Genomic DNA, 12,327 nt, shown 5'->3' on the forward strand with positions numbered 1-12,327 from the left:
GCGGGCAAGCCTCGTGAGCCGGGAGGTTATCGCGGACAGCGTGGAGCTCGTGGCCCAAGGCTACCTCTATGACGGGATGGCGGTGCTCTCCGCCTGCGACAAGACCATCCCCGGGGGGGCCATGGGGGTCATCCGCAGCGGCGTGCCGGGAATGGTCCTTTACGGGGGAACCATCGCCCCCGGGGTCTACGGGAACCGGAAGCTTACCATCGTGTCGGTCTTTGAGGCGGTGGGGCAACAGGCCGCAGGGAGGATCTCCGAGGAGGAGCTTTTGGAGATTGAGCGGCGGGCCATCCCCGGCCCTGGGGCCTGCGGGGGGCAGTACACCGCCAACACCATGGCCATGGCCCTCGAGGTCCTAGGCCTTTCCCCCATGGGCTACAACGGCATCCCTGCGGTGCACCCCGAGAAACCCAAGGCCACCAAGGAGGCGGCCCGGGTCCTGGCCGAGGCCATCCAAAGGGACTGGAAGCCCAAAGACTTCCTCACCCGGAGGAGCTTCCTCAACGCCATCGCCTGCGTGGCCGCCACCGGGGGGAGCACCAACGCCGTCCTCCACCTTCTGGCCATGGCCAAGGAAGCGGGGGTAGAGCTCAGCCTCAAGGACTTTGACCAGATCTCCCGCAAGACCCCGGTCATCGCCGACCTCCGCCCCTGGGGGACCTACACCGCCTGGGAGCTCTACGAGGCTGGGGGGACGCCCCTGGTCTACAAGCGGCTTCTGGAAGCGGGCCTCCTCTACGGGGAGGAGAGGACGGTTACAGGCCGGACCCTGGAAGAGGAGGTGGAGGCCCACTTCCGCGAGGCGGAGGGGCAGAAGGTGGTCTTCCCCGTGGAGAAGGCCCTGAAGCCCCAAGGGGGGCTGGTGGTCCTCTTTGGAAACCTGGCCCCGAGGGGAGCGGTGCTGAAGCTTGCGGGCACGGAGCGCACCTTCTTTGAGGGGCCGGCCCGGGTCTTTGACTCCGAGGAGGAGGCCATGGCCAAGGTGCTGGCGGGGGAGATCCGCCCGGGAGACGTGGTGGTCATCCGTTACGTGGGGCCCAAGGGGGCGCCCGGCATGCCGGAGATGCTCTCCGTGACCAGCGCCCTGGTAGGGGAGGGCCTAGGCCCCGAGGTGGCCCTCCTCACCGACGGCCGCTTCTCCGGGGGCACCCGCGGCCTCATGATCGGCCACATCGCCCCCGAGGCCTTCGTGGGCGGGCCCCTCGCCCTTCTGGAGGAAGGGGACCGGATCCGGATTGACGTGGAAAGCCGGCGCCTCGAGGTCCTCCTCCCCGAGGAGGAGCTGGAGAGGCGGAGGGCCCGCTGGAAGCCCCGCCCCCCCGCCTTCCGCCATGGCCTCTTCGCCCGCTACGCCGCCCTGGTGCGCCAGGCGGACGAGGGGGCGGTCCTGGAAGACCCTACGGGCGCTTAACGGCATCGGGGGTGAGGTTCTTCCCCCGCTCCCGGGCCACCTCCTCCGGGCCAAAGGGATCTCCCTTAGCCCGGAGGAGGTCTTTCAGGTGGTTGAGGAGGCGGGCCACCTCCTCGTCCTTGAACTGGTAGAAGCCGGGCATGAGCCCAGCCTCCCCCTTCTTCCCGTAGAGGACCACCCACACCAAATAGCGCCGCCCCTCCGGGGTGGCGAAGAGGGGAATGGAGGAGGCGAGGCCGGGATAGGGCCGCACCCCTTGGGCCTTCTCCCCATGGCACTGGGCGCAGGTACGCCCCCATAGGACCTCCACCCCCTGGGCCAGGCCCAGACCCAGGAAGGCGAGGAGGACCAAGGCCCGCTTCATGAAACCATGATACCCTGTCTGGGGAAAACCCTGCCTTTAGCGGGCCTTTACCTCGGTCCAGACCCGGTCAAAGAGGGCGATGTCCGGGCCCAGGTCCTTCAGGTACTCAAGCCGGGAGCGCACCTCCTCTGGGGGAAAGACCACCGGGTCCTGGCGCATCTCCTCAGGGAGAAGGGGAAGGGCCGCGGTCACCGGGGTGGCGTAACGGGTGTATTCCGAAAGGGCCGCGGCGTTCTCCGGCTCCAGGAGGAAGTCCATAAAGCGGTAGGCCAGGTCCTGGGCGGGGCCTCGAGCCAGGACCACCATGGCGTCCGTCCAGAGGGTGCCCCCCTCCTTGGGAATGGCGTAGCGGAGGCGCTCGTCCTCCTGGCGGGCCTGGAGGACATCCCCCGAGTAGGCCAGGGTCACCGCCGCATCCCCCGCCATGAGCCGGTTCAGGGCCTCTATGCCCCCGGCAAAGCCCACGGAGCGCGCCTTGGCGGAAAGGAGGAGGGCCTTGGCCTCCTCCAGGGCCTTGGGGTCGGTGGTGTTCACGGAGTAGCCCAGGTACTTGAGGGCGGCCCCCACGGTCTCCCGCATCTCGTCCAGGAGGAGGAAGGGCCCCACCGCCTTCTCCGGCTCAAAGAAGACCACGTAGGAGTCCACCGGACCCTTCACCAAGTCCTCCCGGTAGGCCAGGCCCGTGGTGCCCCAAAGGTAGGGGACGGAGTAGCCCAGGCCGGGGTCGTAAGGAGGGTCCTGGAAAAAGGGGTCCAGGTTGGCCAGGTTCCTAAGCCGCCCCTTGTCCAGGGGGGCCAGAAGGCCCTCCCGGGCCATCTGGAGCACGTAGTAATCGGGGGCCACCACCAGGGAGAACTCCTGATCGGCCCCCGCCTTCAACTTAGCCAGCATGGCCTCGGGGGACTCAAAGGTGTCCAGGACCACCTTGGCCCCTGTTTCCGCCTCAAACTTCCGGACAAGCTCCTCGGGGATGTAGTCCGCCCAGTTGAGGAAGTACAGGGTGCCCGCGGCCTGGGCGGGCTTAGGCCGGAGGAGCAGGTACCCGCCCACCGCCACCAACAGGGCCAACAGGATCCAGACTCCGCGCTTCATACCCGCCTCCTTCCCACCGCGTAGGCCAGGGCCAGGAAGAGGGCGCTTGCCCCCACGATGAGGGTGGAGAGGGCGTGGACCTTGGGGCTCACGCCCAGCTTCACGCTGGAGTAGATGTAAAGGGGCAAGGTGGTGGCTCCAGGCCCCGCGGTGAAAAAGGTTACCACGAAATCGTCCAGGGAGAGGGTGAGGGCGAGGAGGGCCCCTGCGGCCACCCCGGGCCAAGCCAGGGGCAGGGTGACGTGGAAGAAGGTCTGCCACCCCCGGGCCCCCAGGTCCCGGGCCGCCTCCTCGAGGGCGGGGTCTAAGAGGAGAAGCCGGGCCCGCACCACCAGGGTCACGAAGGCCACCTGGAAGGTGATGTGGCCCAGGATGACCGTGAGGAGGGAAAGCCGGGGAAAGCCCAAAAGCTCCCGGCTGAAGGCGAAGAGGAGGAGGAGTGAAACCCCCATGACCACGTCGGGCACCACCACGGGCACGTAGAGGAGGTAGTAGAGGAAGCCCTTGGCGGGAAAGCGGTAGCGCACAAGCCCCAGGGCGAGGAGGGTGCCCAGGACCGTGGCCACCAGGGTGGAGACCAGGGCCACGAGGAGGGTGTTCAGGGCGTACTCCAAGACCCTGGGGTCGGCGAAGAGGGCCCGGTACCAGTCCAGGGTGAAGCCGGTGAAGCGCACCCCCCGGCGGCTTTGGTTGAAGGAGAGGGCCACGATGACCAGGATGGGAAGGTAGAGGAAGAGGTAGACGAGAAGGGCGTGCAGGGCCAGAAGCCGCTTCATACCAGGTCCTGAAGCCCCCTTTCCCCCTGGAGCCGGGCGTAAAGGTAGAGGGCGAGGAGGACGAAGGCCATGAGGAAGACGCTTAGCGCTGCGCCAAAGGCCCAATCCCGGGTCACGCCGAACTGCTGCTGGATAAGGTTGCCGATGAGGACCACGCGGCCCGCCCCCAGGAGGTCTGCCACCACGAAGGTGCCCATGGCGGGGATGAAGACCAGAACGCTGCCCGCAAAGAGCCCGGGGTAGGTCTGGGGCAAGACCGCTTGGAAAAAGGCCTGCACCGGCCTCGCCCCCAGGTCGTAGGCCGCTTCCAAAAGCTGCCAGTCCAGCCTTTCCACCGCCGCGTAGAGGGGGAGGACGAAGAAGGGCAGGAAGGTGTAGACCGTGGCCAGGAGCACGGCGAAGAAGGAGGGGTAGAAGGAGAAAGGCCCAAGGCCCAAGGCCCCCAACAAGGCGTTTAGGAGGCCCTCCCGTTGGAGGAGGACGAGCCAGGTGTAGACCCGGATGAGGAAGTTGGTGAGGAAGGGCAGGAGGAGGAGGAAGAGAAGGAGGTCCCGCCGGGGATGGCGGGCGAGGTAAAAGGCCAGGGGGTAGCCCAAGAGGAGGGAGAGGAGGGTAGTGAGGAGGCCCAGGAGGAGGCTATTGGCGAAGACCTCGAGGTAAAGGGGGTTGAGGAGCCGGGCGTAGTTGTGGAGCCCCAAAGGCAGGGTGAGCTCCCCATAAGGCCCCCGGGTGAGGAAGGAAGCCAGGAGGACCAGGAGGGTGGGCAGGAGGACGAAGAGGAAAAGCCAAAGGGCCCCGGGCCCCACGGTCACCAGGACCCGGAAAAAGCGCTGGAGAGGGGTGGCCGCCTCATTCATGGATCACCACCAGGTTGTCCGGGGGAAGGTAGCAGAAGACCTCCTCCCCGTAGGCGAACTCCTCCGCCCCCGGCTCCTGCAGGTCCTGGTTCAGGGTGTAGGCCAGAAGCCTCAAGGGGCCAGCCTGGAGGATGTACTGGTTCTCTGCCCCCGTGTAGACGATCTCCTCCACCCGGGCAGGGACCAGGTTGCGCCCGGGCAGGGTGGGGGCCAAAGCGGGGTAAAGCCGGATCTTCTCCGGCCGGACCGCCAGGAGGCCCTCCCGCTCCAGGGGGCGGGGCAGGTGGAGGGGGCCCAAGGGGGTGTCCGCCCCCAGGGGGTGGGGTCTGGCGGGGATGAGGTTGGAGCGGCCTAAAAACTCGGCCACAAAGCGGCTCTTGGGGCGCTCATAGACCTCGTCAGGAAGGCCCACCTGCTCAATCCGCCCCGCCCGCATGACGGCGATGCGGTCCGACATCACCAGGGCCTCCTCCTGGTCGTGGGTGACGAAGATGAAGGTGGTGCCGAGGCGCCTTTGGAGCTGCATGAGCTCCACCCGGAGTTCCTGGCGAAGCCTGGCGTCTAGGGCCGAGAGGGGCTCGTCCAGGAGGAGGACCAAGGGCTCGAGGACCAGGGCCCGGGCCAGGGCCACCCGCTGCTTCTGCCCACCGGAAAGCTCCCTGGGGTAGCGCCTTTCCAGGCCGACGAGGTCCACAAGCTCCAGGGCCCAGGCCACCTTCTTGCGGATCTCCGCCTCCTTTAGGCCCTTCATCCGGAGGCCAAAGGCCACGTTCCCCTCCACGGTCATGTGGGGGAAGAGGGCGTAGTTCTGGAAAACGGTGTTCACCGGCCGGGCGTAGGGGGGGACCCCCGCCATGTCCTTCCCCGCGAGCAGGATCCGGCCCGCGTCCGGGGTCTCAAAGCCCGCAAGGAGGCGGAGCAGGGTGGTCTTGCCACACCCCGAGGGCCCGAGGAGGCTGAAGAACTCGCCCCGCTTCACCTCGAGGTCCACCCCGTCCAGGGCCACCTCCTCCCCGTACGCCTTCCGCACGCCGCGAAGCTCTACCAGGGGCTCTCCGGCCACGCGCACCAGTTTAGGGCCAGGTGCCCAGGGGGGCAATAGCCCTAGGGCTGCATCCGGTCCCGGTGGACCAGGAGGACCAGGCCCAAGGCCAGCAGGGTGGCCATGAGGCTGGAACCCCCGTAGGAGAGGAGGGGCAGGGTGAGGCCGGTGACGGGTAGCACCCCCAGGGCCACCCCGAGGTTCACCAGCACCTGGAAGCCCAACATCCCCCCCACCCCGGCGATGAAAAGCCGGTCGGAAAGCCGGGGACATTCCAGGGCGAGCCCCAAGATCCGCGCCAGGAAAAGGCCGTAAAGCCCGAGAAGGGCCACCACCCCCACAAACCCCCACTCCTCGGCGAAGACGGCGAAGACGAAGTCCGTGTGGCGGAAGGGGATGAAGCCCAGCTGGGCCTGGGTGCCCTGGCCGTACCCCTTGCCAAAAAGCCCCCCCGAGCCGATGGCGATGGTGGACTGGATGACCTGGAACCCCTGGCCCAGGGGGTCGCGGTAGGGGTCCAGGACGATGAGGACCCGCTCCCGTTGGTAGGGCTTGAGGTTGGGCCAGACCACCGCGGGCACCAGAATCGCCAAAACCGCCCCTCCCAGAAGGAGGTGTTTCCAGGGAAGCCCCCGGACGAAGAGCACCGCGAAGGCCCCAAAAAGCACCACCAGGCTCCCTCCCAAGTCGGGCTGGAGGAGGAGGAGGGCCACCAAGGGGAGGCCCAGGCTTGCGGGGAGAAGGTAGTCCCAAAGCGCGCGGATGGGGCGCCCCTCCAGCACCCGGGCCAAGAGGAGGACCAGGGCCAGCTTGGCCATCTCCAGGGGCTGGAACTGGAGGGGGCCGAGGACGAACCAGGCCTTAGCCCCGTTGATCTCCCGCCCTACCAGCAAGACCAAAAGGAGAAGGAAGAGGCTGAGAAGGTAAAGGGGGACGGCCAGCGCAAACAGGGTCTTTCGGGAAAGAAACTGCACCCCCGCGGCCAGGAGGAGGCCCAAGGCAAGGGCCACCCCCTGGCGGAGGAGGAGGATGGGGTCAGGGGCCGCGCTTTTCAGGTTGACGAACCCCACGGCCAAAAGGGCCAGGGTGAGGGCCACGAGCCCCCAGTCGTAGGCCTGCAGGGAGGGGTGCCGGACCACCTCAGCCCTTTAGGGGGATGTCCGCCAGGAGGACCATCTTCTCCCCCCGTTCCTCCAGGGCCACCTGGATGCCCTCTTCCTGGGCGGGGAAGTAGCGGCGGAGGACCTCCAGGAGGTCCTTCTTCAGGCTTTCCACAAGCCCGGGGGAGAGCTTGGCCCGGTCGTAGGCCAGGACCAGCTTGAGCCTTTCCTTGGCCCGGTCCTTGCTTTTCCTACGCCACCACATCACCGACCTCCCCCAAAAAGGCGCCGGATGACGGAAAGAAGCCCCCCGGCCTCGTCCAGGTGGCGGAAGGGCACCTCCTCCCCCCGGATGCGGCGGGCCGTGTCCATGAAGGCCTGGGCTGCGGGGCTCGTACCCTTAAGGACCAAAGGCTCCCCCTGGTTGGTGGAGACGATAACCCCCTCGTCCTCAGGGATAATGCCGATGGGCTTGAGGCCAAGGATCTCCACCACGTCCTCCACGGAGAGCATGTCCCCCTTGGCCACCATCTTGGGCCGGAGGCGGTTGATCACCAGGCAGTTCTCCCGAACCTCCCGGGCCTCCAAGAGGCCGATGATGCGGTCTGCGTCCCGCACGCTGGAAACCTCGGGGTTCACCACCACAAGCGCCCCTTCCGCAGGGTAGATGGCCGTCTGGAAGCCTTTCTCTATCCCCGCGGGGGAGTCTATGAGCACCCGGTCAAACCCCTCTTCCTCCAGGAGGTAGCGGATAAGGTCCTTGAATCGCTCCTTGTCCAAGGCCTCCTTGTCCTTGACCTGCGAAGCGGGGAGGAGGAAGAGGCTCTCCAGGCGCTTGTCCCGGATGAGGGCCTGGCGGGGCTTGGCGCGTCCTTCCAAAACGTCAATCAGGTCAAAGACCACCCGCCCCTCGAGGCCCATGACCACGTCCAGGTTCCTGAGACCCACGTCCACATCCACCACCGCCACCTTCTCCCCCAGCTTGGCCAGGGCTACGCCCAGGTTGGCCGTGGTGGTGGTCTTCCCCACCCCACCCTTGCCGGAAGTCACCACAATGGCACGCGCCTTCACCGCATCTCCTCCCAAAGCTCCAACACCTGCTCCAATCCCTTGAGGAAATCCAGAAGCTTACGCCCCCTTGCTGTCAGGGTGTATTCTACCCGGGGCGGCACCTCCGCGTAAGCCCTCCGCTCCACCAGTCCCATGAGAGCCAGCTCCCGCAGGCGTTCCGCCAGGGTTCTAGGGGAAAGGAAAAGGGCCTGCTCCAGATCGGAAAAACGGGCCGAGCCCTTTCCCAGGGCAAAGAGGACCTCGGGCGCACCCCGACGGGCCAGGACCCTTAAGGCTTTGCGGGCGGTCTTGGAAAGGGCCATGGCCCAATCCTATCAGGAAGGGCGGGTTGCTAGGAAGGGGGAAAGCGTTAAGCACCCCGCCCCAGATCCCCTCTCCGAAAAGGGGCGGCGTAAACTAAAGGGATGAAGGAGATCCGGCCCGACTGGAAGGACTTCCTGGCCCTGGTCCTAGCCCTCTATAGCCTCCTTCTCCCACCCCTTCTCGCCATCTTCGGGGCCCTTTTCCTCTTCGTACTCCTGGTAAGGGTTTTGCTGTAAAACTAGGGCATGGAAGGCCTCTTTGAGTCCCTGCCCGAGGACTACCAAAAGCGCCTGGGCCGGCCCGGGGAGTACCCCTTCACCCGGGGAATCTACCCCCGGATGTACCTGGACCGGCTCTGGACCATGCGGCAGTACGCGGGCTTCTCCACCGCGGAGGAGTCCAACCGACGCTACCGCTACCTCCTGGCCCAGGGCCAGACCGGGCTCTCCGTGGCCTTTGACCTGCCCACCCAGCTGGGCCTGGATCCGGACCACCCCATGAGCGTGGGGGAGGTGGGGCGGGTGGGGGTGTCCATCGCCACCCTCGAGGACATGGAGCGGCTCTTTGAGGGCATCCCCCTAGACCAAGTGTCCACCAGCATGACCATCAACGCCCCCGCCATGATGCTTTTAGCCCTCTACCTCCTGGTGGCGGAGAAACAGGGGGTTTCCTGGGACAAGGTTTCGGGCACCGTCCAGAACGATATCTTGAAGGAGTACTTCGCCCGGGGAACCTACATCTACCCCCCGGGGCCCTCCATGCGCCTGGTCACGGACATCTTCCAGTTCTGCGCGGAGAAGGTGCCCCGCTGGAACACCATCAGCATCTCCGGCTACCACATCCGCGAAGCGGGGGCTACCGCCGCCCAGGAGATCGCCTTCACCCTGGCAGACGGCAAGGCCTACGTGCAGGCAGCCGTAGAGCGGGGGTTGGACGTGGATCGCTTCGCCCCCAGGCTTTCCTTCTTCTTCGCCGCCCACAACGATATCTTTGAGGAGGCGGCCAAGTTCCGCGCGGCCCGGCGGCTTTGGGCCCGGATCATGCGGGAGGAGTTTGGGGCCAAGGACCCGAGGAGCTGGGCCCTGCGCTTCCACACCCAGACCGGCGGCTCCACCCTCACCGCCCAGGAGCCCCTGAACAACGTGGTGCGCACCGCCTACCAGGCCCTGGCCGCGGTCCTTGGGGGCACCCAGAGCCTGCACACCAACGCCTACGATGAGGCCCTGGGCCTGCCCACGGAAAAAAGTGCCCTCTTGGCCCTAAGGACCCAGCAGATCCTGGCCTACGAGAGCGGGATCACCCGGGCCATAGACCCCTTGGGGGGGAGCTTCTACCTGGAGCACCTCACGGACCAGCTGGAGCGGGAGGCCGAGGCCCTCATCCGGGAGATTGACGCCCTGGGGGGCGCGGTGGCCGCGGTGGAGGCGGGCTACTTCCAGCGGGCCATAGAGGAGTCCGCCTGGCGCTTCCAGAAGGAGGTGGAGGAGGGCCGGCGCATCATCGTGGGGGTGAACCGCTTCTTTGACCCCCAAAGCCCCCTGAACGAGCCCGTCCCCGTGCAGCGCATAGACCCGGAGCTCCACGAAAAGCGCAAGCGGGAGGTGGCGGAGTTCAAGAAGAGGCGGGACGGGGAAAGCGTCCGGGTGGGCCTCGAGGCCCTTAGGCGGGCGGCAAGGGGGGAGGAGAACCTCTTCCCGTACGTATTGGACGCCTTCCGCCGCCAGGCCACCTTGGGGGAGGTCTGCGGGGTTTTGCGAGAGGAGTGGGGGGAGTACCAACCCCCCCACTAGGGGAGGCGCCATGGAGGGCGAGGCGGAGCTCTGGGCGTTTTTGGAGAAGCACCTAAGGAGCATCTACGAGGGGGACCCGGAGGGCTACCGGGCCACCACCCATGAGGAGCTTTCCCTCTACGAGTGGTTCGTGACCCCCCACCGCCTGGACGGCCTCCCCTTTCATCTCTTCATGACGGAGAGGCGTTGGGCCACGGGGGGAAGGCCCTACCGGCTGGATCTCCTGGAAAGGAGGCTTCAGCGCTACGGGGACGTGGCCATCTTCAGCTATACCCTCCTCCTCACCGTGGAAGAGGAGGGGGGCTTAAGGCATAAGGCAGTAAACGAAAGCCGGGTGGCGGTGCGCTTCCCCGACGGGTGGAAGGTGGTGCACGTCCACAAGAGCCCAGCGGGCTGAGCGCGAAAACCCACCCCGGGGCCAAAACCCCGGGGCGGGGCCTTTAGGAGCTAAGCCCCCTCCTTCAGCTTCTCCACCACCCGCTGGTCCTCGAGGGTGGAGGTGTCCCCCTTGATCTCCTTCTCCCCTGCGGCGATCTGGCGCAGGAGGCGGCGCATGATCTTGCCCGAACGGGTCTTGGGCAGGGCGTCGGTGAAGCGGACCTCGTCGGGCCGGGCGATGGGGCCGATGACCTTGGCCACGTGGGCCTTAAGCTCGTCCCTCAGGGCATCGGAAGGGGTGTTCCCCTCCTTAAGGGTCACGAAGGCCACGATGGCCTCCCCCTTCACCGGGTCGGGCCGGCCCACCACCGCGGCCTCGGCCACCGCAGGGTGGGAGACCAGGGCGGACTCAATCTCCATGGTGCCGAGGCGGTGCCCGGCCACGTTGAGGACATCGTCCACCCGGCCCTGGATGAGGTAGTAGCCGTCCTTGTCCCGCCGGGCCCCGTCCCCAGTGAAGTACACCCCCGGGTGCTGGCTGAAGTACTGCTGGATGAAGCGGCTCGGGTCTCCCCAGACGGTGCGGAGCATGCTGGGCCAAGGGCGGGTGATGCAGAGGTGCCCGCCCTCGTCGGGGTTCTCCACGGGGCGGTGCTCGCTGTCCAGGATCTCCGGCACCACCCCGAAGAAGGGCTTGCCCGCGTGGCCGGGCTTCATGGCGTGGGCCCCGGGGAGGGTGGTGATCATGATCCCGCCGGTTTCCGTCTGCCACCAGGTGTCCACGATGGGGCAGCGCCCTTTGCCGATGACGTTGTAGTACCAGAGCCAGGCTTCGGGGTTGATGGGCTCGCCCACCGTGCCCAGAAGCCTTAAGGTATCCAGCCGGTGCTTTAAGGGCCAGCCCTCCCCCCAGCGCATAAAAGAGCGAATGGCGGTGGGGGCGGTGTAGAGGATGGTGACCCCGTACTTGTCCACGATGCGCCAGAAGCGGTCGGGCTCCGGCCAGTTGGGGGCCCCCTCGTACATCATCGTGGTGGCCCCGTTGAGGAGGGGGCCATAGACCACGTAGGAGTGGCCGGTGATCCAGCCCACGTCCGCGGTGCACCAGTAGACGTCCTCGTCCTTTAGGTCAAAGATCAGCTTGGTGGTGAGGTAGACGTAGGTCATGTACCCGCCCAGGGTGTGGAGGACCCCCTTGGGCTTACCCGTGGAACCGGAGGTGTAGAGGACGAAAAGGGACTCCTCGGCCTCCATGGGCTCGGCCTCACAGCGGTCGGAGGCCGCCTCCATGAGTTCGTGCCACCAGTGGTCCCGCCCCGGGACCATGGGCACTTCTTCCCCCGTGCGTCGCACCACCACCACGTGCTCCACGCTGGGGGCGTCCTTCAGGGCTTCGTCGGCGTTTTGCTTTAGGGGGACGATGCCGCCCCGCCGGTACCCCCCGTCCGCGGTGATGAGGACCTTAGCCTCCGCGTCCTTGATGCGCTCCGCCAGGGCGTTGCTGGAAAAGCCCCCGAAGACCACGCTGTGCACCGCCCCGATGCGGGTGCAGGCCAGCATGGCGATGGCCGCCTCGGGAATCATGGGGAGGTAGATGGTGACCCGGTCGCCCTTCTTCACCCCCAGGCGCTTCAGGACGTTGGCGAACTTCTGCACCTCCCGCCAGAGGTCGTAGTAGGTGAGGACCCGCTCCTCCCCCGGTTCCCCCTCCCAGACGATGGCCGCCTTGGTCCGGCGCCAAGTTTCCACGTGGCGGTCCAGGGCGTTGTAGGAGAGGTTGGTCCTACCCCCCACAAACCACTTGGGGTGGGGAAGCTCCCCTTCCAGGACCTTCTGCCAGGGGGTAAACCAGTGAAGCTCGGAGGCCACCCGTCCCCAGAAGCCCTCCGGGTCCTGGACGCTTTCCTGGTAGAGCCGCTGGTACTCCTCCTCGCTCTGGATGTGGGCCCTTTGCCGGAAGGCCTCGCTGGGGTAGAACACCCGCTCTTCCTTAAGGACGCCTTCAATGCGGTCCATGGCACCCTCCTTTGAGAGTTTTAGGATAGGGAGAGAAGGGCCTCAGGTCAAGAAAAACCCGGTTTTTCACCATGCGCAAAACCCCCCGTTTCTTGACGAGGGAGCCTCCTGGCGGGAAAGATGG

Annotated in this window: 14 protein-coding genes; 4 read left to right on the top strand and 10 right to left on the bottom strand. The window is 66.6% G+C overall.

The window, feature by feature from the left end; all coding sequences use genetic code 11:
- Positions 1-1,414: dihydroxy-acid dehydratase (locus WKI94_RS00005; protein ID WP_337843717.1), on the top strand; the 1,414-nt coding region annotated here is incomplete at its 5' end.
- Here WKI94_RS00005 and WKI94_RS00010 read toward each other — a convergent pair.
- From WKI94_RS00010 to WKI94_RS00050, 9 genes are read right to left on the bottom strand one after another with little or no spacing between them, the layout of a single operon-like run.
- On the bottom strand, positions 1,401-1,778 hold the full coding sequence (locus WKI94_RS00010) for a cytochrome c (RefSeq protein ID WP_337843718.1): 378 nt from the start codon (positions 1,776-1,778) through the stop codon (positions 1,401-1,403). The genes WKI94_RS00005 and WKI94_RS00010 overlap by 14 nt on opposite strands.
- A gap of 36 nt (positions 1,779-1,814) precedes the next feature.
- Positions 1,815-2,870: a spermidine/putrescine ABC transporter substrate-binding protein gene (locus WKI94_RS00015; protein ID WP_337843719.1), complete on the bottom strand. Its 1,056-nt coding sequence runs from the start codon at positions 2,868-2,870 to the stop codon at positions 1,815-1,817.
- Positions 2,867-3,646 (bottom strand): ABC transporter permease, encoded by a 780-nt coding sequence (locus WKI94_RS00020; protein ID WP_337843720.1) that lies wholly within the window; start codon positions 3,644-3,646, stop codon positions 2,867-2,869. The genes WKI94_RS00015 and WKI94_RS00020 overlap by 4 nt, the downstream gene beginning before the upstream one ends.
- Entirely contained in the window at positions 3,643-4,503 is an 861-nt protein-coding gene (locus tag WKI94_RS00025; protein ID WP_337843721.1) for an ABC transporter permease, read from the bottom strand. The genes WKI94_RS00020 and WKI94_RS00025 overlap by 4 nt, the downstream gene beginning before the upstream one ends.
- Positions 4,496-5,566 (bottom strand): ABC transporter ATP-binding protein, encoded by a 1,071-nt coding sequence (locus WKI94_RS00030; RefSeq protein WP_337843722.1) that lies wholly within the window; start codon positions 5,564-5,566, stop codon positions 4,496-4,498. Before WKI94_RS00030 ends, WKI94_RS00025 begins: the two co-directional genes overlap by 8 nt.
- A gap of 41 nt (positions 5,567-5,607) precedes the next feature.
- Positions 5,608-6,684 carry a rod shape-determining protein RodA gene (gene rodA / locus WKI94_RS00035; protein WP_337843723.1) on the bottom strand — a complete coding sequence of 359 codons (1,077 nt, stop codon included), beginning with the start codon at positions 6,682-6,684 and terminating at the stop codon, positions 5,608-5,610.
- Between the two features lies 1 nt (position 6,685).
- A complete protein-coding gene (gene minE / locus WKI94_RS00040; RefSeq protein WP_337843724.1) occupies positions 6,686-6,910 on the bottom strand; it encodes a cell division topological specificity factor MinE in 225 nt (74 codons plus the stop codon).
- A complete protein-coding gene (gene minD / locus WKI94_RS00045) occupies positions 6,910-7,716 on the bottom strand; it encodes a septum site-determining protein MinD (protein WP_337843725.1) in 807 nt (268 codons plus the stop codon). Before minD ends, minE begins: the two co-directional genes overlap by 1 nt.
- Positions 7,713-8,018 carry a helix-turn-helix domain-containing protein gene (locus WKI94_RS00050; RefSeq protein WP_337843726.1) on the bottom strand — a complete coding sequence of 102 codons (306 nt, stop codon included), beginning with the start codon at positions 8,016-8,018 and terminating at the stop codon, positions 7,713-7,715. The genes minD and WKI94_RS00050 overlap by 4 nt, the downstream gene beginning before the upstream one ends.
- 102 nt (positions 8,019-8,120) lie before the next feature.
- Here WKI94_RS00050 and WKI94_RS00055 point away from each other — a divergent pair, with 102 nt between their 5' ends.
- From WKI94_RS00055 to WKI94_RS00065, 3 genes are read left to right on the top strand one after another with little or no spacing between them, the layout of a single operon-like run.
- Positions 8,121-8,255, top strand: a complete 135-nt coding sequence (locus tag WKI94_RS00055; RefSeq protein WP_337843727.1) for a hypothetical protein — start codon at positions 8,121-8,123, stop codon at positions 8,253-8,255.
- 9 nt (positions 8,256-8,264) lie between these two features.
- On the top strand, positions 8,265-9,809 hold the full coding sequence (locus tag WKI94_RS00060) for a methylmalonyl-CoA mutase family protein (RefSeq protein ID WP_337843728.1): 1,545 nt from the start codon (positions 8,265-8,267) through the stop codon (positions 9,807-9,809).
- 10 nt (positions 9,810-9,819) lie between these two features.
- The gene (locus WKI94_RS00065) at positions 9,820-10,206 is read left to right on the top strand and encodes a nuclear transport factor 2 family protein (protein WP_337843729.1); all 387 of its coding nucleotides are present in this window, start codon (positions 9,820-9,822) and stop codon (positions 10,204-10,206) included.
- Positions 10,207-10,256: 50 nt separating this feature from the next.
- Here the strand turns inward: WKI94_RS00065 and acs are convergent, their stop codons facing one another.
- The gene (gene acs / locus WKI94_RS00070; RefSeq protein ID WP_337843730.1) at positions 10,257-12,203 is read right to left on the bottom strand and encodes an acetate--CoA ligase; all 1,947 of its coding nucleotides are present in this window, start codon (positions 12,201-12,203) and stop codon (positions 10,257-10,259) included.
- Positions 12,204-12,327 lie beyond the last annotated feature (124 nt).

Source organism: Thermus sp., assembly GCF_037444525.1.
In the GTDB taxonomy this organism is placed as follows: Bacteria; Deinococcota; Deinococci; order Deinococcales; family Thermaceae; genus Thermus.

What these genes read in the sequence shown, in the direction of transcription:
- WKI94_RS00050 (WP_337843726.1), bottom strand. Translation starts at nt 8,018, where the DNA reads ATGGCCCTTTCCAAGACCGCCCGCAAAGCCTTAAGGGTCCTGGCCCGT.
- WKI94_RS00060 (WP_337843728.1), top strand. Translation starts at nt 8,265, where the DNA reads ATGGAAGGCCTCTTTGAGTCCCTGCCCGAGGACTACCAAAAGCGCCTG.
- acs (WP_337843730.1), bottom strand. Translation starts at nt 12,203, where the DNA reads ATGGACCGCATTGAAGGCGTCCTTAAGGAAGAGCGGGTGTTCTACCCC.
- WKI94_RS00025 (WP_337843721.1), bottom strand. Translation starts at nt 4,503, where the DNA reads ATGAATGAGGCGGCCACCCCTCTCCAGCGCTTTTTCCGGGTCCTGGTG.
- WKI94_RS00015 (WP_337843719.1), bottom strand. Translation starts at nt 2,870, where the DNA reads ATGAAGCGCGGAGTCTGGATCCTGTTGGCCCTGTTGGTGGCGGTGGGC.
- WKI94_RS00065 (WP_337843729.1), top strand. Translation starts at nt 9,820, where the DNA reads ATGGAGGGCGAGGCGGAGCTCTGGGCGTTTTTGGAGAAGCACCTAAGG.
- WKI94_RS00055 (WP_337843727.1), top strand. Translation starts at nt 8,121, where the DNA reads ATGAAGGAGATCCGGCCCGACTGGAAGGACTTCCTGGCCCTGGTCCTA.
- WKI94_RS00010 (WP_337843718.1), bottom strand. Translation starts at nt 1,778, where the DNA reads ATGAAGCGGGCCTTGGTCCTCCTCGCCTTCCTGGGTCTGGGCCTGGCC.
- minE (WP_337843724.1), bottom strand. Translation starts at nt 6,910, where the DNA reads ATGTGGTGGCGTAGGAAAAGCAAGGACCGGGCCAAGGAAAGGCTCAAG.
- WKI94_RS00020 (WP_337843720.1), bottom strand. Translation starts at nt 3,646, where the DNA reads ATGAAGCGGCTTCTGGCCCTGCACGCCCTTCTCGTCTACCTCTTCCTC.